The following is a 21460-nucleotide window of genomic DNA, read 5'->3' as shown; positions in this document are numbered from 1 at the left end:
TCGCGCCATGACGTGCCCCACTCCACCGCACCGCTGCTCACCCAGACCACCGCCACGGCCTTGATCGCCGCGCGCGATGCCGGCCTGTCCGAATGGCAGGGCTCGCTCGACCTGGGCCGCTCCACCGGCACCGCGCGCCTCGGCGCGTCCGACTGGGAATGGCGCGGCGTGCGCTATCCGTATCCGGGCAAGACGCGCGATCGCACGCTGTATTACTTCGACGGCGAGGACTTCGTGCCGGTGTCGCGCTTCGCCGGCGCGCTGATCAAGCTGGTGCCCACGCCGTGGGACGTGCCGACCTTCGAGATCGATGGCATCAAGATGCTGCCGACGTCCAAGGCCTCGCCGCTGGACGATGCGCGCCGCAAGGTGGCCCTGGTCGCCCCACGCGGCAAGACGGTGCTGGATACCTGTGGCGGGCTGGGCTACTTCGCCGCGTGCTGCCTGGCCGACGGCGTGGCGCGCATCGTCTCGTTCGAGAAGAACGACAGCGTGCTGTGGCTGCGCACGCTCAACCCGTGGTCGCCCGACCCGGACTCGGCCGAGTCCGGCGGCCGCCTGCAATTGCAGCAGGGCGATGTCTCGCGCGAGATCGCCGCGCTGCCCGATGCGGCCTTCGACGCGGCGCTGCACGACCCGCCCCGCTTCGGCATCGCCGGCGAGCTGTACGCGCAGACCTTCTACGACCAACTGGCGCGCGTGCTCAAGCGCGGCGGCCGGCTGTTCCACTACACCGGCAGCCCCAACAAGCTGACCAGCGGCCGCGACGTGCCGCGGGAAGTGGCCCGGCGCCTGGAGAAGGCCGGCTTCCAGGCGCAGCTGGCGCTGGACGGTGTGTTGGCGGTGCGGCGCTAGGCCGCACCCCTGCGGTCGCGCCGGCCGTGTGGCAGGGCTGGCCTGGATCCAGCGCGCCTTCGGTTTGCCGTCTCGCTGCACAAGTGCCCTTGCCGGCAAAGGCGCCCGCAGGTGGCTGACCGCGCCGCAGTGCCTGGCGGCAGGACCGCCGAGGCACCCGCCTGTTCATGCTCGTCTTGACAGCCTCCGGGTGTGACGCCACTGTGCGAAGCTGCAGCCAGGGGAACTGCAAGAGCCGCGCGGCGCAAGCCGATGCGGCGGGGCTACGGTGTCGCGCGGGCGCCGGGGCTGGCAAGGGGAACCGCGTGCCTCCTGGCCTGCAGGGCGCGTCTGTCGAAGACGTGCCGGCAAGTCGTTCGTGGCACGCCGCCGCGGGGACGCACATCCAGGACGAGACCAAAGAGAAGGAATGCCATGAACAAGTCTCCCGCGCTATTGCTGGCGTGCCTGCTGGCCGGCTTGGCCTCTCAGGCGCAGGCCCAGACCGTGTCGCCGGCCTTCGACGCCTGGCTCAAGTCGCGTCGCGCGCCGGCCCAGCCGGGCGCGGCCACGCCGCCTGCCTCGCCCGAGCAGCGTCCGCTGACCGAAAACCTGGCGAGCCAGGCCCCGGCCTATGCCAGTGCGCGCCCGGCGCCGGCGACTCCCGCGCCGCCGGTGCCGCCGACCGCACCGGTCCCGCCGCCGGCCCCGCGCGCCGATGCGCCCGTGGCCGGCGCCTCCGCGCCTGCGACCTACGCGGCGGTGCCTGCGCCGGCCCCGCCGCCGCCGGTGCAGCGCAAGCCGCGCGAGCAGCCCCGCAATGCCAGCGGCGCCTTCGTCGGCGTGCAGGCGGGCAAGGGCTGGGTGTATGAGGACGTGGACCAGACCATGTACGGCCTCACCGCCGGCTATCGCTGGCGTGCCGGTTCGGTGTCCCTGATCGGCATCGAGGCCGCGGCGGGCAAATTGCAGGAAACGAAGCGGCAGGACGATAAATACGGCGCTTCCGATTTCTACAGCCTGGGCGCCATCGCACGCTTCAACTTCGGGCGTCGGAGCCCCTGGTTCGCGCTTGCACGCCTTGGTTACTGGTACGGCAACACGACGCAGTACGACACGCGCGGCCGCTACTATCGCCCAGACGGTAGCTCGTACATCAAATACGACAGCTCGCACGAACACGTTTATGGTGCCTACGCCGGTTTCGGCATCGGCGTGGATCTCAACCGCCACACGAGCCTGAGCCTGAACTACACCGGTTACGTCTACTCCAACAGCTATAACTACGACGAGTACGACCCCAACTACGCTGACGCGCTCAATCTCGGGCTCGAGGTGCGTTTCTAAACCTCCTTACCCACCTGGCGGCAAGGACACCTCCCCGGCCGCGCGCATTGCGATCCAGCGCCGCACGTGCAGACCGCACGCGCGGCGGGCGCGCTTGCCTTGACAGCCTTCCGGCGCACGGCCACTGTGCGAGCCTGCAGTCCGGGGGGAGCCCGCCATGAAGACATCCACAGCAGCGCTGCTGGCCTGCCTGCTCGTCAGCCTTGCCGCGCCGGCCGGTGCCCAGACCGTTTCGCCCGCCTTCGACGCCTGGCTGAAGGCCCGCCGCGACGCGCACGCGCGCCTGCTGCCGACCGCGCCGGTGGCGGCGACGGCGACGGCCGGGCTCGGCGTGCCGCACGCCCTGGCCGTGGCGACGGCCCCCGCCGAGCCGACCGCCGCGACCACGCTCGAGACCGCGCCGACCGTGGCCCAACCCGCGCCCCCGGTGTCCACCTGCACGGTGCTCGCGGAAGACGCGTCGCCCGTTCAGCCCACGCCGGCACCGCCGCCGCGCGTGGTCCACGCCGGCCGCAGCGCCGCCGCGTCAGTGCCGTCCTACGATCAGGCGCCGCTCGTCCCAGCCGCGCCGAACGTCGCGCCGGCGCCCCCGGTCGTCATCGCGGCCGCCGCGCCCAAGATCGTCGCCCCGCCGCCGGCGCCGCCGGTCCGGCACACACGGCTCGACACCGCGCCCCGCACCGCGAGCGCGGCGCGCCTGCCGACGCGCGACTACGACATGGCGGTCGCCGGACCGCGCGTCACCATCGCCACCGGCGGCGTGGACATGGGCCAGTACCTGGCGCTGAGCGGCCACTACCTCCGCTACCAGTGACCGGCCGCTCCGCGATGCCCGGCATCGCAGGGCAGGCGGCCAGCGCCCTCCTTCAAACGCTGCGGCGAAAGCGTCCGGCGACTGCCGCAGCCGCTCGCTCCGCCTTACCGGGCGCCTGACGGCGCCACGAAGCTGGCGGCCTCTCGCGACCATCTCTTGCACGGCTGAGCGCGTACCAGCCCACTTACGCGCACGCCGAACTCCCTGCGCCACACCCCGCCGATTCAGGCCCACCCACGCGGCCGATCGCGGCGACGGCACGCTTGCGAACCTCGGGACCCAATACCCGGCGGTCCGCCCGCTCGCCCCGCACCCGCCCCGCCGGCCCCGGGCTAACATTTCGCCACTGCAGACATGGCTGCCGCACGATGCCCTTGACGCTGTCCCGTGAACATTTCATCCGGCGCGCGGGCCTCGTCACGCTGGCCCTGACCTCGTTCACCGCCGGCGCCACCACGCTGGTGAACTGGCTGCGGCCGATCAAGGCGCCCATGGACGTCGTCGTGCCGCCGCTGGTCTCCCTGGCCTTCGCCGGCCTGTTCGTCGCGCTCAAGCGCAGGCCGCAGCACCTGGCCACGACCATGCGCCTGGCCGTGCTGGTCTCGCTGCTGGCGCTGGCCGCGCCGGCGTGGTTCTACACCTGGCAGGCCGCCACGCACCCGGACCTGCGGCTGATCGAGACCTATCCGCCGATCAGTGCGCTGCTGCTGGCACTGCTGGCGACGACGGTGATCTTCCTGCCGCCGCGCCAGGCGATTCCCACGCTGGTGCTGTGCTGGCTGCTGGTGGCCGGGCCCGTGCTCGGCTACCTGTTCACCCATCCGCAGGAACTGCACAGCGCACGCGGCGCCGACCTGGTCATGACCTACGGGCCGTGCTTCGTGATGATCATGGTGCTGCTGCCGGTGCACCGAGGGCTGGCCGGCAGGATCCGCCGCCTGGTGGACGAACGCACGCGCATGGAGGCGATGGTCAATCGCGATGCGCTGACCCAGCTCTACAACCGGCGCTTCTGCGAGCTCGTGCTGCAGGACCTGCTGGCGCGGCGTGCGCCGGTGGCGCTGCTGATGTTCGACCTGGACAACTTCAAGACCATCAACGACAGCCTGGGCCACGCGGCCGGCGACGCGGTGCTGCAGGCGGTGGCGGACTGCTGCCAGGCGCGCGCCCCGCGCGATGCCTGCGCTGCACGCTGGGGCGGCGATGAGTTCGTGATCGTGCTGCCGTCGCTGGACTCCGCGGCGCTGCAGGACTTCGCCGATCAACTGTGCGCGGCGCTTGCCGCACTAACGCTGGAGACGACGCCGCGCGTCACCGCTTCGCTGGGCATGGCGCTGGCCGCCGAGCACGACACGCCCGCGACGCTGATGCAGCGCGTGGACCAGGCGCAGTACCGCGCCAAGCATCAGGGCGGCAACCGCGCCGCCTGGTAGCGCGCCTTACGGGCGACAGGCAAAAAAAAGGCCGGGGTGAGAACCGGCCGAAGGAACATGGAACGCGTGCAGCCTGCCGCGCGCCGGTCTCATGAAGCGAGACCGGCACGCGGCGCTGGATCAGCTGGCCTGCTTCATCGCGTGCTTGCGATCGCGCATGACCGCGTGGGTCTCCTGCACCTTGGGCAGCAGCTGGACGATTTCCTGCTTGGCGGCGACCGACAGGTCGGCGTCGTTGGCGGCGTCCTTGAACGCCTTCAGCAGGCGGTCTTCGGACTCTTCCAGCTCGGCCACATAGCCGTACTGGGTGTCGCCGAAGGCGGCGCGGACCTTGCCGTACAGCTCCTGCATGCTGCCGACCAGGGTGCCGTGCTCGGCCGGCTTCTCGCCGGAGGCGGCCACCACGCTGGTCAGGCGGTTGACGATGTCGGCCTTGGTGCCGGCGATGCGGCTGAACAGGCCCGCCAGCTCGGCGTCCTTCACCTTCTCGGCGGCATCGCGGTAGAAGCTCTCGCCGTCACGGGCGATTTCGATCAGGTCGTTGACGGCGTGGGCGGTGTGCTTCTCGACGGACATGGGTGTCTCCTGACATTCAAAGGGAGGGCCAGTCTGCCGACGCGCCCGAAGCGGGCCGTGAGCGCTTGTCGCGCGCGTCGTGACGCGGCGCAAACGACTGCCCCGCGCGATGAACGCCACGCAACCGCGCAGGCGCGGGCAGCGATAATGGGCGCCCCTTCCTCAGCGGTTCGCCCAGATGCGTGTCTTCCTGTTGCTGTTGGCACTGACCCTGACCTTCGCGCTACCGGCGCAGGCCGGTGTGCGGGTCAAGGACGGCGACCTGCTGTTCGTGACCGCCGCCAGGACCGGGCTGAGCGGCGCCATCGACGACGCCACCGCCAAGCAGGGCCAGCCGAGCTACGACCACGTGGGCCTGGTCGCACACGACGGCCGCACCCAGGTGGTGCTGCATGCCGACGAGGAAGGCTCGCGCGCGCAGCCGCTGAAGGAATTCCTCGACCAGGCGCGGGCCAAGCAGCGGCAGGTCGTCGTCTACCGACTCAAGCGCGAGCAGCGCGCCGCGATTCCCGACGCCATCGCCAAGGCGCGCACGCTGCTGGGCAAGCCCTACAACTTCACCTATGTGCAGAACGAGGACAGCTACTACTGCTCGGACTTCATCGAACGCGCCTTCCGCGCGCACCATGTCTTCGCGCTGCAGCCGATGAACTTCAAGAACCCGCAGACCGGGCAGATTTCGCCGTACTGGGTCGACTTCTATCGCGGCAAGGGCATGGCCGTGCCGCAGGACGCGCCGGGGACCAATCCCAACGACATGTCCGCCTCGCCGGCGCTGGAGCGCATCGGCGTGCTGCTGCCCTGAACAGCTTTCGGCGGTGACAGCGCACCGTCACCTGTCGATGACCCGGCCGGTGCCAAGGTCGGCGCATCCATCCATCCTCGGGAGAAGCACATGGGACTGTTCCGCCTCGTCGCCCTCGGCACCGCCGGCGCCATCGCCTACAAGCTGTGGAAGGACCGCCAGGCGCGCGATGCCTCAGCCGCCCCCGCCTACGATCGTGGCGATGTCACCCCGCCGCACGGCGATCCGCTGATCGGCGCGGCCACCGCCAGCTGGGAACCCGAACCGGCCACGCCGGCCGCACAATCCAGCCGCGGCTTCGGCGAAAGCTGAACACCTCAAGGCCGGGGCTCGAACGGCCCCGGCATCGCGACACACCAGCGCCGAAGCGTCAGGCCCTGCTACAACGGGCCGGCGCCTCGGCGTTTTGTTGCGCCGCCTTCAACCCGCCTGAACCGGCCTGTCCGCCGCAGGCTCCACCTGACTGGCGATCCTGCGCGCGTAGGCGCGGATCAGCTGGATCATGTCCGGGGTGACGGTGCGCGCCTCGGCGTCCAGCGCGCACACGGTGCCGAAGACGGTGTCGTCCTCCAGCAGGATCGGCACCGAGATATAGCTCTTGAAGCCATACAGCGCCGGCAGCGGGCTGCAGGCATACACCGGATGATCGGCCGCCGCGCCGAAGACGATGACCTCGCGCGACTTGAGCGCGTCGCCGCAGATGGTGACTTCCAGCTCCAGCTTCTGCCCTGGCGCCATGCCGAAATCCAGCTGGTCGTAGAAGGCCAGCGCGTTCCAGTGGGTCTGATCGACCTGGGACAGCGCGGTGAAGCGCATGCCGGTGAGGTCGTGGATGGCGCGCAGCATCTGCGGCACCCCCTCGACCTGCTCGGCCACCTGCGCGTCGATCCATTCCCGCGCCGGGCCCGCCTGGGCCGGCGTGTCCCGCTCACGCCGGATCCGCGCGGCCAGCACCTGGATGGTCAGATGATCGACGAAGCCACGCACGGCCGAGACCACGCTGCGCACGATCTGGTTGGGCCCGACCAGGCACAGATGCCGGCCCACGCAACGCACGTCCTTGAGCCCGTGCCGAAGCTTGAAATCGGCCGCGTGCTTGGACAGCTGGGTCAGCCAGTCGGCGCCAGGCGCCGCGTCGAGCAGCGCCACCAGCACGTCATCGTGCGCCGCCGCCCCGGCGGGGCCAGGCACCTCGAAGCCTACGATCAGCGGCAGATGCGGCAACGGCGGGGTATGCGGCATCGGCGGCTTCTGCGGTTGGACAGGCACTAGCTTAACGGGGCGGCACGCCAATTGCGCCAGGTTTTCGGACCGCTGATGCCCTCGGCTGGACCCCGTCCTGCGCCTGTGGACACAGCGCAGGACGCCAGCGTCGCCCGCGATCCCGGCTCCGGGGCCTTACGTTGCGGTCAGGAGGGCTGCACGAGCCGCCGAACGGTTGCATCTAGGCCGTACCCAGGCGCGTAGTTTGGGAAGTGAAGGCCTGCGTCCGTACCGATCGCCGCCTTCGCGTATGGCATGTTTCTTGCTCACTCCTCGTGGTCCCGCACGGTAAAAATTCCATGGTTCAGTCGCTGAAGACCGAAGAAGAACGCCTGGCGCTGATCCGCAGCCTGGATCTGCTCAAGATCGTCGATCTGCCCGAGCTCAAGCGGCTGACCCACCTGGTCTGCGAGATCTTCGACATGCCGATGGCGATGATTTCCATCGTCGGCGAGGAGCGCCAGTACTTCATTTCGCGCGAAGGCTTCTCTGAGAGCGACGCCGACCGCACATCCTCGGTCTGCGACTTCACCATTCGCAGCCGGGACGTGCTGGAGGTCGAGGACCTGACCCAGGATCCGCGCTTTGCCGACAACTGCCTGGTGGTGGACGCGCCGCACCTGCGCTTCTACGCCGGCGCCCCGCTCATCACCTCCTCCGGCTACGCCATCGGCGCGCTGTGCGTGCTCGATCGCAAGCCGCGCAAGCTGACCGAACAGCAGTGCCACCAGCTGGAGACGCTGGCGGCGCTGACCATCGACCAGATCAGCCTGCTGTGCTCGGTGGGCCGGCGCGAGCCGGTCACCGGGCTGCCCAACCGTCAGCAGTTCGCCCTGGACCTGGCGGCGCTGTCCGATATCAGGCCGCACGACCGCCACACGATGATGATCCTGGACGTGTTCGACGTGCATGCCGCGCATCTGCTGGGCCAAGCGCGCGGCATGGCGCCGGTGGAGTCGCTGATCCGCCAGATCGGCGAGCGCCTGTCCAAGCTGCTGTCCGACATCGCCCCGCTCTACCACGTGGGCGTGTCGCGCTTCGCCTTCGTGCTCAGCGAGCTGTCCAGCGACGAGCGCGAGGCGATCCTGGAGCGCATCCGTCTGGTGGCCACGCGCTCGGTGCTGGTCGACGGCCTGGAGATCCTGCCCATGTGCCACGGCGGCATCACCGCCTTCGACGCCTCCAACGCCCAGGACGCGCTGCGCCGGGCGATCGTGGCCATGCACCAGGCCCTGGACCAGCGCCAGCCCTGGGTGCGCTACGAACCCACGCGCGACCTCCAGCTGCGCCGCGACTACCGCCTGGCCGCCGACCTGCCGGCGGCGATCGCCAACGACCAGCTGTATCTGGTGTTCCAGCCGCGCGTGGAACTGGCCACCCGCAGGATGGTCGGCGTCGAGGCCCTGCTGCGCTGGAAGCACGACGAACTGGGCGAAGTCTCGCCCGGTGAGTTCGTCCCGGTGATCGAACGTACCGCGCTGATGCCGCAAGTGACCGACTGGGTCATAAGACAATCCCTGTCACAGATGCGGACCTGGATCGCCCGCGGCATGGACCTGACGCTGTCGCTGAACGTCTCGCCGGCCGACTTCCGCCGCGGCGACCTGCCCGACCGCCTGCTGACCCAGCTCAAGCGCACCGGGCTGGACCCGAGCCATCTGGAAATCGAGATCACCGAAGGCGAATGGCTCGAACGCACGCCCGAAGTCTCGCGCCAGCTCAGCGAGATCAGCCAGATGGGCGTGCGCATTGCGGTGGACGATTTCGGCGCCGGCTACAGCAACTTCGCCTACCTCACCACCCTGCCGATCAATACCATCAAGATCGACCGCAGCCTGGTGCAGGGCTTCCCCGGCGCCATCCAGAAGGGCGCGATGGTGCGCTCGATCATCGGCCTGGCCCACGACCTGGGCTTCCACACCGTGGCCGAAGGCGTGGAGACCGAGGAAGAAGCCGTGGCCCTCAAGACCCTACGCTGCCGCGAGGCGCAGGGCTTCATCTTCTCCCGCCCCCTGCTCCCCCGCGACATCGACCGCCTGCGCCAGGTCGCCTGACCGGCCAGCTCGCCTGATCGGCACGACCGAAAGTCCAGCGCCACGCCGCGGCCAGCTCGGCCGTTGAAGTGAGTGCCGGCGCTGCGCTCTGCCCCCTCCCTTTCGCCGAAGGCGAAGGGGAGCCCGAAGTCGCGCACTAGCGACTGAAAGGGAGGGGCTAGCCGTTGCCGCTGCCCTCGCTGCTGCTGTTGCTGTTGCTCCGCGCCAAAAGCGAACAAGCAACAACAAGAGCAACCCCCTCCCAGCCTCCCCCTTGCGCTACGCGCAAAGGGGAGGGGCGCTCCGCAAATCAAGCGCAGGCCGGTTCGCTGGAGGACCTGACGGAGCAGCATTCCGCCCCCTCCCTTTCGCCGAAGGCGAAGGGGAGGGCTGGGGAGGGGTTGGCTGTTGCTGTTGCTGTTGCCTTTGCTTTGCGCCGACATCGAGCAACACCAAAGCAGCAAGCCGCTAAAGCCCGTGAGAGCCGCCACGGCGGCGATGAGGCTTTACCGGTAAAGCCCCTCGCCGCCGTGGCGGCTCCCACCTGTAGAGCGGAGCTTGCTCCGCTGGGGCCTTCCCCCACGAACCGAACGAAGAGCAGCGGAGCAAGCTCCGCTCTACAAAAAGGCCGCGGCTTGAACTGAGAGACAGTTGCTCCCACCAAGCTAGACAGCCTCAGCGCAGCCCGCCGCCCGCCTTGATCCGCTCGCCGGTCAGCCAGCGCGCCGCGTCCGAGGCCAGGAACACCGCAACATCGGCGATGTCATCAGGCGCGCCAACACGGCCCAGCGGCGTCTGCGCCACGATCTGCGTCTGCATCGGCGAGCCGATGAAGCCTGCGGTCTGCGCGCCCTCGGTATCGACCATGCCCGGGTTGATGCTGTTGACGCGGATCCCGCGCGGCCCCAGCTCACGCGAGAGCACGCCGGTGATCGCATCCACCGCGCCCTTGGTCGCGGTATAGACCACCAGACCCGGCGGCTCCATCGCACTGACCGTCGAACCGATGTTGATGACGCTGGCGCCCTGCCCCAGATGCGGCAGCGCCGCCTGGGTCACCTGCAGCAGACCCAGCACGTTGATGTCGAAATGGCGATGGAAGTGCGCCGGCGTGACGTCCTCCAGCGGCGCCGCCTCATACACGCCCGAATTGTTGACCACGACATCGAGCCGGCCGAAGCGCTCGACGGCCGCGGCCACCAGCGCCTTGGCCTGCTGCGCATCGGCCACATCGCCCTGCACCGCCACCGCCTGGCCGCCGGCCTGCGTGATGCGCGCCACCACCGCATCGGCGCCACTGCGGCTGGACGCGTAATTGACCACCACCGACGCGCCGGCGGCGCCCAGCGCCGAGGCGATCGCCGCGCCGATGCCCTTGGAGGCCCCGGTGACCAGGGCGACTTTTCCTGCGAGCTTGCTCATCTTGATGCTTCCTGAAGAAGGGGGAAAACGCGCGCCCTGCCAAACGCAGACGGCGTGCGGCCAAAAGAATGGGGCGCGGGGACGGGCCGGATAAGCCGGCAATCCGGGGAAAAAGCATCCCGTCTGCGGGATAAGCGCGGCGCGTTTGCAGGATGCGATGCGCGCCACCGCGCTGGCGCGGCGCCGCATCGCGCGCCCTCCCCAGAACGGGCACTAGGCCCTTGCGCAACGGCGGCGCAACGAAAGTCGCAACGCAGCGTTTTCCGCACGCGGCCAGCGTATCCTGCTCGTCACTTGTCGCTGCCGAAGGCACACATCGCATGGAACCGGCGCGCCCCTCCAACCCGAAAGGCAGCTCAGCGCCGTGCGCCAATTGCGGCACCGGCCAGCCACTGGATTTTCAGATCCGGATGGCCTTCCAGCCCATCGTCGATGCGCGCACGCGTTCCATCTACGGCTACGAGGCGCTGGTGCGCACCGCCGAAGGCGGCGGCGCCCTCGAGGTGCTGGCCCGCGTCACGCCCGAGCAGCTGTATCGCTTCGACCAGGCCTGCCGGGTCAAGGCCATCGAGACCGCCGCGCGCCTGGGCCTGCAGGGCTATCTGTCGATCAACTTCCTGCCCAACGCCGTGTACGAGCCGGCCACCTGCATCCAGCTGACGCTGCAGGCCGCGCGGCGCCACGGCTTCCCGACCGAGCGGCTGATCTTCGAGACCGCCGAGTCCGAACAGGTGCGCGACGAGGCGCACCTGACTCGCATCTTCCGCGACTATCGCGAGCGCGGCTTCCTCACCGCGATGGACGACTTCGGCGCCGGCTACGCCGGCCTGAAGCTGCTGGCCAACTTCCAGCCCGACCTGATCAAGCTGGACATGGCCCTGATCCGCGACATCGACCGCGACCCCGCGCGCCAGGCCATCGCGCGCGGCGTCGTGAGCATCGCCCGCGAGCTAGGCTGCCAGCCGCTGGCCGAAGGCGTGGAGACCGTGGAGGAATTCCGCTACCTGCACGGCCTGGGCATCGCCCTGTTCCAGGGCTACCTGTTCGGCCGCCCCCTGCTCGAACAGCTGGGCGAGGTGGACCCGGCGCTATGGGCCAAGTGCCTGGACGGCTGAAGCCGTCGGTTTGAATAGATATTTGAATAGATAATCGACCGCCAAGGCCGCCGAAAAGCCTTGCGCCTCAAACCGTTACGCCCGATTCGCCTGGCCGCCAAGCGACCGTCGTGAATAGATTCGCGCACGCCCGTCAGAGAGACGCCAGCGTGGACACGTAGGCCTGGCGCCTTTCCCGAGCACCCAGTCGCCGAGCGCGGGCGCTGAAACGCCCGAGGGCGTCCGTCAGGCCAAGCGCCGCAGGACCGCTGCGGCGCGGCGCCCCGGCGCGCCCACCCTGGCCAGCCGCCGCATTCAGTGCAGCAAGACGCCTGTGAACCAGGGGTCAGCGGCCGACGCAGGGCTTGGCGGCTCCGGCAAAGGCCGCACGGCGTCAGCACCGCAAGCGACACCCGACACGCGGTACATGGCCCGGGGCTCGCCGACGGAGGACGGCGGCACATGCGGCGCGTCGGGCAGCGGCTGGTCCTGGATCTCGCCCAGCAGCGCCAGCGCCTCGCCGGCCCGGTCGAAGATCGAATGCCCCAGCCGGGACAGCGTGCCCTCGACGAAGTCGGCCATGTCCTCGGCGGAGACCGCATCGGCGTAGGCCCGGATGGTGTCGAGCAGCAGGTTGAGCGCATCGACCTGATCGAGCGTGACGCCGAACAGCATGCGCGGCGAGGCGTTGAAGTCGTAAGGCTTGGCTTGGGGCGTGCCGGCGCTTGCAGGCGGCGAGGCCTGCACAGCCTCATGTGCTACTTCAACCGGGGACGCGTGTGCCGGCGCGTACCGTGCAGGCCCCTTCGCCGCATCGAGCACTTGGGCGAGTTGCTCGATGACCAAACCCAAGGAGTATCTCCATTCGCTCAGGAGCACCTCAGGCGGGCATGCAGCGGACGCGTCCGCAGTCCGCTGCTGCACCAGCCGCGCCAGGAACTCCAAGTGCTCCCTCAGCTGCCGCAGCCGCTGCTGGCTCCCCTCGGGCAGCAGATAACCCATCTCACCATGCTCGCCGAACACGCGCTCGTTCATCGTCGCCTCCTTGTCACCATGAAGTGCCCGCCCGCGGGTAGCGGACGGGAAGTCGGGAGGTTCGAAACCGCTAACAGACGGCGGGCGTATTCCCCTTGCGGGTGTTGTATTAGCCGCCCTCCCGACGCAGGCATCGCGTCGGCTGCACCTGCAAAGGGTGCAGGCACAAAAAACCCACCGGTTTGACGGAGGTGGGTACCGCTGTTAGAGGAGTTTCGACGCTCCTTAATCGCGAGATTGCTCCTGCGCGATTTACCTGTCAACAGGTGTTGCTTGTACGAATGCAGTTGTGTCGTCGCGGCACCTTCGACAGAGTAGACGGTGCGCGCATCTCACCCAGGAAGAGGCACACGACGCATGGAAGGCTCACCGGACCTCACGCAACAAGCGCCAGTCAGCGCGAAGCAGAATGAGCCCGCCCTGGTAAAGGACTTGAGCTTCCCATCGCTCGCCGAAGCGATGGCGCGCTACACACAGGGCACCGATCCGAATCGCGCAGGCCGGCTTGAACGCTGGAGCTTCGCCATCGGCCTCTTCGGCGCCGGCATCGGCATGCTGCTCGGTTCGCTCCTGGAAGGACGGATCGGCTTGGCCTTCGCCGCGACCGGCCTCGCCCTGGAGATCGGCGGAATTCTTGTGGCGGTTGTGCTGCAGATCAAACGCGAATGGCCGAACTTCCGCCATCCCTACGCCCAGCACGCGGCCGAGATGGAACACGAGTTCCACTACTACCAAGACATCGTCCAGGCGCTGCGCGCCTTCCCCCGCGAACAGCGCCTGCAGCGCGAAGCCTTCATCCGCAACCGCAGGTCGAACATGCACGAACGCCTGGGCCTGTTCACCGGCGGGATGGAGCGGCTGGGCGTCCTACCACTGCTCCTCGCCCTCTACCTGCAACTCAAAGGCTGGCACTGGGGCGATTGGACCGTCCTGGCCGACATCACCCTGATCCAGGGCTGCCTCGCCTTCCTCCTGCTGCTCGCCTACGTGATGTCCTGGGACCTCATCAGGCTGCGCGCCCGCGTGCAGAGCTATGAGCAGCTATTTGCAGAGGCGAATCGGCAAGATGCCGTTGCCCAATTACCCTAGCCCTGCGTCCTCCTGTCATCGGCGCCACGAGTATACATTTAACGACGACGCCTCACGTTGGCCCGAGTCAGCGCGTGGCAACGTTGCAATGACAGGCACCTCTGACGGCACGCATTACGGTCGGTAAGCGCAAAACTCTTGAAGACTAGGTCGACAGCGGTCCAAACCGCAAAACTGCACTCTGACCCCCCGTTTCTTTCATTAGCTCACCACGTATCTTTACTGCCGAAAAATGATGTAGTAATTTCCAATTTGCGTGTTGAGCTTAAGGGATGGAGTTCGTGCGTACTCGTTTTGATACTCTAGATGACCTCCAGCACCATGTGCTTGCAGCGCTTCTAAAAAAGAAAGCGACAGCCCTTACTGCATCACGCGGCGCGACCAGAGAGCTACAAGGCGCTCTTCTAGAGCTTACGAACCCAAGAGCGAGGCTGAGTAGAAGCAGGACGCGGGGAACAATATTTAGCTGCCTAGGTGAAGCGCTCTGGTACTTCGCAGCGTCAGACAAACTTGATTTCATCTCCTATTACATAGCAGATTACAGAGAAGAGTCGTCGGATGGAGTAGTTATAAAAGGAGCGTATGGGCCAAGGATTTTCGGTGGCGAACCAAGTCAGTTTGCAACAATCTTAAGCTTGCTCGCCACTCGCGACAGCTCACGCCGCGCAGTAATACAGATATTCGAGCACAAAGATCTAGAGAATCAAAAAGAGGTGCCTTGCACAACAAGCCTTCAATTTTTTGTTAGGGCCTCTAAAGTTGACCTTATCGCCGTCATGAGATCAAATGACGCCTATAAAGGGCTTCCACACGACATTTTTTCTTTCACAATGATTCAAGAGGTCTTAGCTCGCTCTTTAGGCCTCGAAATCGGAACCTATCGTCACTTCGTCGGGAGTCTTCATCTGTACGAGAATGACGTTACGGAAGCGCAAGCTTATATCTCGGAAGGCTTGCAGCAGCGCATCTCCATGCCGCCCATGCCTAGTGGAGACCCGATGCCGGCTATTCGCTCCGTCCTAGACGCTGAGCGAATGATTAGATCTGGCATTAAATTTAAGACTCCGCTAGCCAAAACTCCTTACTGGCGAGACATCATCACGCTACTGCAAGCGTATAAGTACTCGCGAACAAAAAATCACAGCGGCCTCGCAAGAATGCGGCTAGCTTTAAAGAACAGTGCCTATAACCATTACATCGACACTAGGATTCGCAAGCTGGCTAAGGCACCTCCACTCCCGACACAGTCGACTCTCCCATTTGCAAGCTCAAATACGGACTAGACGAAATGCGAAAAAAGGACATACTCGAGTTTCAACGCATCTGTAACACCCTTGAGAGCTTTTCTAAGAATAACAACGTGCCGGGTCTTGAAGATCCCGCCGCGATCGAGTCGCTCGCGATGCAGATGATCGAAAGCCAGCGACGTATCGGTTTTGTTGAAGCAGTTGGAAGCCGCCCCATTTCACCGCTTCGCGCAGATCCCAATTCAGACCTATTTGATCCGGTCCGAGCCGCCGTATTGTTGAGACAAGGTGGCCAGGTGGACGAAGCTTCCTGGCTGGTTTTTCTCTCTGTGCATTTTGGTCACCACCTCAAGGATCACTGGCGCCTAGTTAAAGATGTCTATGGGGGGCTCGGCAGCGCGCTATGGACTTGGCAACGTATAGAAAGCGGAGTCCCTCTATTCAGAAGCTGGTTAGAGCAACACGAAGCAATACTGCGTGGCGAAGATGGCAAGAAGCGCCGGTTTGGGAATCATAGAAAATACACATCGCTAGACGCCTGGAAGCCTAACGCCACAGGAGATGCCATCGCGACATATGTAACGTGGGTAAATAGCGCCGGGGGCCACAAAAGCCTTTTTAATTCGGCCTTAGTTTCAGCAGAATGGGATGGAAAATTGGCATTTGCCAAGCTCTACGAAGCCATGAAAGTCGTAGCGTCGTTTGGCCGAATTGGTCGTTTCGACTATTTAACCATGATAGGAAAGACCGGCATCGCCTCGATTACACCGGACTCGCCTTATTTGATTGGCGCGACAGGCCCACTATCCGGAGCAAAGCTTTTGTTTGGCGGCGGAAAATCTACCAAGGCTTATGAGAATTTAACCATCGCTCTTGGAAGCCAACTCAACTTAAATATGCAAGTTATGGAGGACTCCATATGTAACTGGCAGAAGAGCCCTTTATCATTCAAGCCCTTTCGAGGTTAGTCCCGTGCCATTGGAAACGATTCTTGAGGTAGTTAAATTGATTATATCTGATGCGCTTTGCCTTCTGCAGCTGGCCCACTACAAGGCCAGGTGACACGCCGATATCACGGGCAAATCTGACGATACTAAATTTTGAGACATCAAGGTTCATTAGTTTTGACCAACTTGACTTAGGCACGATTAGATCTCGAGCAAACTCATTAGCTTCGTCTTCACCATCTGCTTTCGCGTCGACGTCAATGCCGATTTGGTCACTGTGAAGCAAAAGATGACCAGCCTCATGAAAAAATGAGAACCAGAAATGGTCGTCCGTCAGATGACGTGAAGTCAGTGCGATAACTGCACGACCGTTGACCATCTGTGCAATTCCGCTAACAGGGCATCCGGCAGGGGCACGGACCAAGCAAAAAGCCACCCCAGACTCGGCGCACAAAAGCGTAAGAGGATTGAGAAACTCCGACGGCTGGCGCAGTCTGGTCAGGCTTCGAATTTCTCTAAGATTCTCTGTGAAGAGCGTCGGGGACCAATTAGAAACCTTTAGGCGGGCACACTCAAGTTCGACCGCTCGATACCAAGCAGAGACTGCCCCGATTTCCAAATCGAACGTTGCGGAACGGCGAAAAGCCAACGCCTCCTCCAACTCCCCGTACCTTTCATCGAAATCTGCCGGAGTCTTGACTCCGAGAAAGCGAGCGACTGCGAGAGCATCGCTCGCGTCGTGCCGACGAGGATTGATCCAACCAAATCTCTCAAGATCTGATATCGGAAACTTCATGGAAGACGTCAGCTTATTAGCAGCCTTTTCGAGCTGAGCTTGATAATCCCGGTCTCTATTTATCCAAAATCTGGCAGTCGCACCTACCGATGCCGCTAGGCGCTCAGCTAAGCACTGATCAATCCTAAGATCTCCATCGAAGAACGCCTGCAGCTCTTGAGTTCCGAGTCCTAGCACCTCGGACATGGCATTGGGCTCATAGGATTTTTCGATCGTCAGAGCAACTACGGTAGCTCCAGGCGCCGATACCCAATCAGGTTCGAAGGACAACTCATTCATGAAGACGGATCCTGTCAATTTTCACTCCTTTGACCGGCTTTCCAGGCTCTCCCGAGCTGAACGTGCACTCGATCAGCCAGCCATCCTGCAATGCAATAGTACCTTTCTCCGGTCCGCTCATACTAATCACGAACGGAAGCTCCTCGATGCCTTCGGCGACTGAGAGATCACTCAGTCTAGAGTGCAAAATTGCAGCAGCATCGTCGCCCAGATGGCGCTTGGCAGCCCGACTCTTCTCACAAAGATCCCTGACCTGGGCATTGGCAAAGGTGATATGCACTCAGCCTTCCCTGAGCAATAGGCTGTGCACGAGGAGATTGCTACCTCGATGCCCCGAGAGCAGATTACATAGAAGCGACAATGCATGATACCCCTCTATATCGCAAGGGGCGATAGCTAGACGCGGACAGCCCAGTAGCTTCTTCGCGATATCAGTCACAGCTGTCAACGGCCATGCCCAAGAGTTCTTGCGATATTTACCCCAGATTTCGCTACAGTAAAAGTGGGGGAGCTGACTGCGTTCTTGCGACGACCCGACATTGCCAACACTTAGATGGCCGTGTTTAGGAGGCCGGCGGCAACTTGCTACAAAAAATCGGCTTTCACTCAACAACCTGCTTAGACTTCCCCGGCGCCTCCTATCCCACTTGCGACGTGGAGAGAACGGTAAATATTAGCCCGCCGATGTCGTGTGCTGTTTGCCTAGCCTCGCGGAGGCTTGAAGGATGCCGAGAATCCGGGTCAGAGTGATTTTTCCTACGCTGCGCCCTGCGACCGCGTGAAGCGACGAGCAAGCCGCGTAGCGGCGCACCACAGCCCGGCCTCTCCGGCTCTTGTGAAGAGTGTTGGCGACTGAGGGCGCTGCTTCTTTGCCCACTTCGTGCGCATGTGCTGCTCGCACTTGGAGCCGCACATGGGTCCACTGCTTTCACACCTCCTCATTTCCCGCCTACGCACACTCGAATCCTCGCAAGCAGGAGGCTCCGCAGTGGCCCGATCAACCCGATACGACGCGATTGACTTCACCCCGCCCAAGGGCGCCGCGCAGGCGGCTAGCCGGGGGCTCAAGCTGCGGGAGGCGCATGGCCGGGGTGGGACGGCGGTGGGGGTCGCGCGGGCGCGCGACCTGGCGGCGCAGACCACGCTGTCCCCGGCGACGGTGCGCCGCATGACCTCCTACTTCGCGCGTCACGGCGTGGACAAGCAGGGCCAGGGCTGGGCCGATCGCACGCACCCGTCCGCCGGCTATATCGCCTGGCTGCTGTGGGGCGGTGATGCGGGCAAGCGCTGGGCCGAGCGGATCGAGCAGCGCATGCGCAAGGCGGAGGCGACCTGACATGGCGACGACCAAGCAAGCGAAGAAAGCGCCCTGGAAGAAGGCCAACCCGGCCAAGAAGTCGGCCAGCAAGACGCTCTCCAGCGGCCAGAAAGCCGAGGCCAGGTCCCGGGCGAAGAAGGCCGGGCGGCCCTACCCCAACCTGGTCGACAACATGGCGGTCGCGAAGAAAACCACCAAGAAGGCGGCGAAGAAGGCGACCAAGAAGACCGCCAAGAAGGCAGTGAGAAAGACGACTAAGAAGGCAGCCAAGAAAACGACCAAAAGAGCCGTCAAACGCGCAGGCGGGCGCGCGAAGAAGACGACATCCAAGTAGGACGCCCACGAAAAGAAAGCGGCCCGAAGGCCGCTTCCTTTTGCTTCACCTCAACGCGGCATCACGCCCCGTCCGGATTCACCTTGTCCACATCGATCTTGTATTGCTTGATCGCGCGGGCCACGTCCTTCCCGGTCATCTTGCCGTCCTTGGCCAGTGCGGCGATGGCGGCGTGGGCGATGTAATAGCGGTCCACCTCGAAGAAGCGGCGCAGGTTGGCGCGGGTGTCGCTGCGGCCGAAGCCGTCGGTGCCCAGCACGGTGTAGTTGGTGGTGGGCAGGAAGGCGCGGATCTGGTCGCTGTAGGCGCGCACGTAGTCGGTGGCGGCGATGACCGGGCCCTGACGGCCTTCCAGGCACTGGGTGACGTAGGGCTTGCGCTGTTCGCCTTCCGGATGCAGGCGGTTCCAGCGCTCGGCGGCGAAGCCGTCGCGGCGCAGCTCGTTGAAGCTGGGGCAGGACCAGATGTCGGCGGTCACGCCGAAATCCTTGTCCAGCAGCTCGGCCGCGGCGATGGCCTCGCGCAGGATGGTGCCGCTGCCCAGCAGCTGCACGCGCAGCTCGCCCTTCTTGGGCTTGCCGGCGTCGGTGAGCAGGTACATACCCTTGATGATGCCTTCCTCCGCACCCGCCGGCATTTCCGGATGGGTGTAGTTCTCGTTCATCAGGGTCAGGTAGTAGTACTCGTCCTTCTGCTCTTCCATCATCGACTTCATGCCGTGCTGGAGGATGACGGTGACTTCGTAGCCGAAGGTCGCGTCATAGCTGCGCACGTTGGGGATGGAGCCGGCGATGACCAGGCTGAAGCCGTCCTCGTGCTGCAGGCCTTCGCCGTTGAGCGTGGTGCGCCCGGCGGTGCCGCCCAGCAGGAAGCCGCGGGTGCGCATGTCGGCGGCCTGCCAGGCGATGTCGCCCACGCGCTGGAAGCCGAACATCGAGTAGTAGATGTAGAACGGCAGCATCGGCACGTTGGACACCGAGTAGCTGGTGCCGGCGGCCAGCCAGGACGAGATGGCGCCCGGCTCGCTGATGCCCTGCTGCAGCACCTGGCCGGACTGGTCCTCGCGGTAGTACATCAGCTGGTCGGCGTCGACCGGCTTGTACTTCTGGCCGAACGGGGCATAGATGCCGATCTGGCGGAACATGCCCTCCATGCCGAAGGTGCGCGCCTCGTCGGCCACGATCGGCACGATGCGCGGGCCCAGCTCCTTGTCGCGCAGGGCGATGTTGAGCGTCTGCACGAAGGCCATGGTGGTGGAGTACTTGCGCTCGCCGCTGTCCTTGAGCAGGCGCTCGTAGGTCGAAAGCGGCGGCACGGTGAAGGACTTGTCGGCCTTGCGGCGGCGTGCGGGCAGGTAGCCGCCCAGCGCGGCGCGGCGCTCCTTCATGTAGCGCACTTCCGGCGAGTCCGGGCCCGGGTTGTAGAAGGGCACCTGCTCGGCTTCGGCCAGCTGCTTGTCGCTTAAGGGGATGTTGAAGCGGTCGCGGAAGGTGCGCACCGCGTCGTCGTCGAGCTTCTTGGTCTGGTGGGTCGGGTTGAGCGATTCGCCCGCGCTGCCCATGCCATAGCCCTTGACCGTCTTGGCCAGGATCACGGTGGGCATGCCCTTGGTGTTCACGGCCGCGTGGTAGGCCGCGTAGACCTTGTGCGGGTCGTGGCCGCCGCGGTTGAGGCGCCAGATGTCGTCATCGGACAGGTTGGCGACCATGGCGGCGGTCTCCGGATACTTGCCGAAGAAGTTGGCGCGCGTGTAGGCGCCACCGAAGGCCTTGCAGTTCTGGTACTCGCCGTCGACGGTTTCCATCATCAGCTTGCGCAGCACGCCGTCGGTGTCGCGGGCCAGGAGCGGATCCCAGTACGAGCCCCACAGCAGCTTGATCACGTTCCAGCCGCCGCCGCGGAACACGCCTTCCAGCTCCTGGATGATCTTGCCGTTGCCGCGCACCGGGCCGTCCAGGCGCTGCAGGTTGCAGTTGACCACGAAGATCAGGTTGTCCAGGCCCTCGCGGCCGGCCAGGGCGATGGCGCCCAGGGTCTCCGGCTCGTCGCTCTCACCGTCGCCGATGAAGCACCACACCTTGCGGTCGGACTTCTCGATCAGGCCGCGGTGCTCGAGGTACTTCATGAACTGCGCCTGGTAGATGGCGCTCAGCGGGCCCAGACCCATCGACACGGTCGGGGTCTGCCAGAAGTCGGGCATCAGCCAGGGGTGCGGATAGGACGAGATGCCCTTGCCTTCGCACTCCATGCGGAAGTTGTCCAGCTGGGTCTCGGTGATGCGGCCTTCCAGGAAGGCGCGGGCGTAGATGCCCGGGGCGCTGTGGCCCTGGATGTAGAGCAGGTCGCCGGGATGGTTCTCCGACGGGGCGCGCCAGAAGTGGTTGAAGCCCACGTCATAGAGCGTGGCAGCCGAGGCGAAGGAGGCGATGTGCCCGCCCAGGTCGCCCGGCTTGCGGTTGGCGCGCACGACCATGGCCATGGCGTTCCAGCGGATGATCGAGCGGATCTTCCACTCCAGCGCGCTGTCGCCGGGGCTCTTGGCCTCCAGGTTGGGGGCGATGGTGTTGACGTACTCGGTGGTGGGCGAGAACGGCAGGTAGGCGCCGGAGCGGCGGGTCAGTTCGACCAGGTCCTCCAGCAGCTGGTGGGCGCGCAGCGGGCCTTCGGCGTCGATGACCGCCTTGAGCGACTGGATCCACTCCTGGGTCTCGGCCGGATCCGGATCGCTCTGCAGCATCTCGTTCAACCAATTCATTGCCATCTCCTCGCCTGTGCGCCGCGACGTGTTTGCGGC

18 protein-coding genes and 1 pseudogene are annotated in these 21460 nt (G+C 65.2%); 12 read left to right on the top strand and 7 right to left on the bottom strand.

Annotated elements, in window-relative coordinates:
• Positions 1-12 precede the first annotated feature (12 nt).
• From QE438_RS16970 to QE438_RS16955, 4 genes are all read left to right on the top strand, one after another.
• Entirely contained in the window at positions 13-855 is an 843-nt protein-coding gene (locus tag QE438_RS16970; RefSeq protein WP_306993945.1) for an SAM-dependent methyltransferase, read from the top strand.
• 414 nt (positions 856-1269) lie between these two features.
• Positions 1270-2181 (top strand): outer membrane beta-barrel protein, encoded by a 912-nt coding sequence (locus tag QE438_RS16965; RefSeq protein ID WP_306993947.1) that lies wholly within the window; start codon positions 1270-1272, stop codon positions 2179-2181.
• 157 nt (positions 2182-2338) lie between these two features.
• Positions 2339-2995, top strand: coding sequence for a hypothetical protein (locus tag QE438_RS16960; protein ID WP_306993949.1), 657 nt, complete (start codon positions 2339-2341; stop codon positions 2993-2995).
• Positions 2996-3369: 374 nt separating this feature from the next.
• The gene (locus QE438_RS16955; protein WP_306993951.1) at positions 3370-4428 is read left to right on the top strand and encodes a GGDEF domain-containing protein; all 1059 of its coding nucleotides are present in this window, start codon (positions 3370-3372) and stop codon (positions 4426-4428) included.
• 120 nt (positions 4429-4548) lie between these two features.
• On the opposite strand, the gene QE438_RS16950 is transcribed toward QE438_RS16955, so the two are convergent.
• Complete coding sequence (locus tag QE438_RS16950; protein WP_306993953.1) at positions 4549-5004, bottom strand: PA2169 family four-helix-bundle protein; 456 nt, start codon at positions 5002-5004, stop codon at positions 4549-4551.
• Positions 5005-5182: 178 nt separating this feature from the next.
• Here QE438_RS16950 and QE438_RS16945 point away from each other — a divergent pair, with 178 nt between their 5' ends.
• Together QE438_RS16945 and QE438_RS16940 are read left to right on the top strand one after the other, a co-directional pair.
• Positions 5183-5809 carry a YiiX/YebB-like N1pC/P60 family cysteine hydrolase gene (locus QE438_RS16945; protein ID WP_286576359.1) on the top strand — a complete coding sequence of 209 codons (627 nt, stop codon included), beginning with the start codon at positions 5183-5185 and terminating at the stop codon, positions 5807-5809.
• A 90-nt stretch (positions 5810-5899) separates the two neighbouring features.
• Positions 5900-6121, top strand: coding sequence for a hypothetical protein (locus QE438_RS16940; protein WP_306993955.1), 222 nt, complete (start codon positions 5900-5902; stop codon positions 6119-6121).
• A 108-nt stretch (positions 6122-6229) separates the two neighbouring features.
• On the opposite strand, the gene QE438_RS16935 is transcribed toward QE438_RS16940, so the two are convergent.
• A complete protein-coding gene (locus QE438_RS16935; protein ID WP_306993957.1) occupies positions 6230-7051 on the bottom strand; it encodes a GAF domain-containing protein in 822 nt (273 codons plus the stop codon).
• Between the two features lie 320 nt (positions 7052-7371).
• Here QE438_RS16935 and QE438_RS16930 point away from each other — a divergent pair, with 320 nt between their 5' ends.
• Positions 7372-9126: a sensor domain-containing phosphodiesterase gene (locus tag QE438_RS16930; RefSeq protein ID WP_306993959.1), complete on the top strand. Its 1755-nt coding sequence runs from the start codon at positions 7372-7374 to the stop codon at positions 9124-9126.
• Positions 9127-9780: 654 nt separating this feature from the next.
• On the opposite strand, the gene QE438_RS16925 is transcribed toward QE438_RS16930, so the two are convergent.
• Positions 9781-10527 (bottom strand): glucose 1-dehydrogenase, encoded by a 747-nt coding sequence (locus tag QE438_RS16925; RefSeq protein WP_130561392.1) that lies wholly within the window; start codon positions 10525-10527, stop codon positions 9781-9783.
• Between the two features lie 410 nt (positions 10528-10937).
• On the opposite strand from QE438_RS16925, the gene QE438_RS16920 reads away from it, so the two are divergent.
• Positions 10938-11642, top strand: a complete 705-nt coding sequence (locus tag QE438_RS16920; RefSeq protein WP_306993962.1) for an EAL domain-containing protein — start codon at positions 10938-10940, stop codon at positions 11640-11642.
• A 294-nt stretch (positions 11643-11936) separates the two neighbouring features.
• Here the strand turns inward: QE438_RS16920 and QE438_RS16915 are convergent, their stop codons facing one another.
• Entirely contained in the window at positions 11937-12656 is a 720-nt protein-coding gene (locus QE438_RS16915; RefSeq protein WP_306993964.1) for a hypothetical protein, read from the bottom strand.
• A 357-nt stretch (positions 12657-13013) separates the two neighbouring features.
• Here QE438_RS16915 and QE438_RS16910 point away from each other — a divergent pair, with 357 nt between their 5' ends.
• Both QE438_RS16910 and QE438_RS16905 read left to right on the top strand, forming a co-directional pair.
• On the top strand, positions 13014-13745 hold the full coding sequence (locus QE438_RS16910; RefSeq protein ID WP_306993965.1) for a hypothetical protein: 732 nt from the start codon (positions 13014-13016) through the stop codon (positions 13743-13745).
• A 1288-nt stretch (positions 13746-15033) separates the two neighbouring features.
• Positions 15034-15960, top strand: a complete 927-nt coding sequence (locus tag QE438_RS16905; protein WP_306993967.1) for a hypothetical protein — start codon at positions 15034-15036, stop codon at positions 15958-15960.
• Here the strand turns inward: QE438_RS16905 and QE438_RS16900 are convergent.
• Positions 15941-17014, bottom strand: coding sequence for an ImmA/IrrE family metallo-endopeptidase (locus tag QE438_RS16900; RefSeq protein WP_306993969.1), 1074 nt, complete (start codon positions 17012-17014; stop codon positions 15941-15943). The two genes, QE438_RS16905 and QE438_RS16900, sit on opposite strands and share 20 nt — an antisense overlap.
• On the bottom strand, positions 17007-17294 hold the full coding sequence (locus QE438_RS16895; protein WP_306993971.1) for a hypothetical protein: 288 nt from the start codon (positions 17292-17294) through the stop codon (positions 17007-17009). Before QE438_RS16895 ends, QE438_RS16900 begins: the two co-directional genes overlap by 8 nt.
• A gap of 708 nt (positions 17295-18002) precedes the next feature.
• Here QE438_RS16895 and QE438_RS16890 point away from each other — a divergent pair.
• Both QE438_RS16890 and QE438_RS16885 read left to right on the top strand, forming a co-directional pair.
• Positions 18003-18350 carry a hypothetical protein gene (locus QE438_RS16890; RefSeq protein WP_205956107.1) on the top strand — a complete coding sequence of 116 codons (348 nt, stop codon included), beginning with the start codon at positions 18003-18005 and terminating at the stop codon, positions 18348-18350.
• A 1-nt stretch (position 18351) separates the two neighbouring features.
• Positions 18352-18522: pseudogene (locus QE438_RS16885) on the top strand (DNA-binding protein); the annotation flags it as partial.
• A gap of 205 nt (positions 18523-18727) precedes the next feature.
• On the opposite strand, the gene aceE reads toward QE438_RS16885, so the two are convergent.
• Positions 18728-21421: a pyruvate dehydrogenase (acetyl-transferring), homodimeric type gene (gene aceE / locus QE438_RS16880; RefSeq protein ID WP_130514939.1), complete on the bottom strand. Its 2694-nt coding sequence runs from the start codon at positions 21419-21421 to the stop codon at positions 18728-18730.
• Positions 21422-21460 lie beyond the last annotated feature (39 nt).

The organism is Pseudoxanthomonas sp. SORGH_AS_0997 (genome assembly GCF_031453535.1).
Lineage (GTDB): Bacteria > Pseudomonadota > Gammaproteobacteria > Xanthomonadales > Xanthomonadaceae > Pseudoxanthomonas_A > Pseudoxanthomonas_A winnipegensis.
This window is presented reverse-complemented; position numbering and strand designations above follow the sequence as displayed.

Bases quoted from the DNA above. Each gene is read 5' to 3' on its own strand.
- QE438_RS16965 (WP_306993947.1), top strand. From the start codon at position 1,270: ATGAACAAGTCTCCCGCGCTATTGCTGGCGTGCCTGCTGGCCGGCTTG.
- QE438_RS16960 (WP_306993949.1), top strand. From the start codon at position 2,339: ATGAAGACATCCACAGCAGCGCTGCTGGCCTGCCTGCTCGTCAGCCTT.
- QE438_RS16950 (WP_306993953.1), bottom strand. From the start codon at position 5,004: ATGTCCGTCGAGAAGCACACCGCCCACGCCGTCAACGACCTGATCGAA.
- QE438_RS16945 (WP_286576359.1), top strand. From the start codon at position 5,183: ATGCGTGTCTTCCTGTTGCTGTTGGCACTGACCCTGACCTTCGCGCTA.
- QE438_RS16940 (WP_306993955.1), top strand. From the start codon at position 5,900: ATGGGACTGTTCCGCCTCGTCGCCCTCGGCACCGCCGGCGCCATCGCC.
- QE438_RS16935 (WP_306993957.1), bottom strand. From the start codon at position 7,051: ATGCCGCATACCCCGCCGTTGCCGCATCTGCCGCTGATCGTAGGCTTC.
- QE438_RS16930 (WP_306993959.1), top strand. From the start codon at position 7,372: ATGGTTCAGTCGCTGAAGACCGAAGAAGAACGCCTGGCGCTGATCCGC.
- QE438_RS16925 (WP_130561392.1), bottom strand. From the start codon at position 10,527: ATGAGCAAGCTCGCAGGAAAAGTCGCCCTGGTCACCGGGGCCTCCAAG.
- QE438_RS16920 (WP_306993962.1), top strand. From the start codon at position 10,938: ATGGCCTTCCAGCCCATCGTCGATGCGCGCACGCGTTCCATCTACGGC.
- QE438_RS16915 (WP_306993964.1), bottom strand. From the start codon at position 12,656: ATGAACGAGCGCGTGTTCGGCGAGCATGGTGAGATGGGTTATCTGCTG.
- QE438_RS16910 (WP_306993965.1), top strand. From the start codon at position 13,014: ATGGAAGGCTCACCGGACCTCACGCAACAAGCGCCAGTCAGCGCGAAG.
- QE438_RS16905 (WP_306993967.1), top strand. From the start codon at position 15,034: ATGCGAAAAAAGGACATACTCGAGTTTCAACGCATCTGTAACACCCTT.
- QE438_RS16900 (WP_306993969.1), bottom strand. From the start codon at position 17,014: ATGAATGAGTTGTCCTTCGAACCTGATTGGGTATCGGCGCCTGGAGCT.
- aceE (WP_130514939.1), bottom strand. From the start codon at position 21,421: ATGAATTGGTTGAACGAGATGCTGCAGAGCGATCCGGATCCGGCCGAG.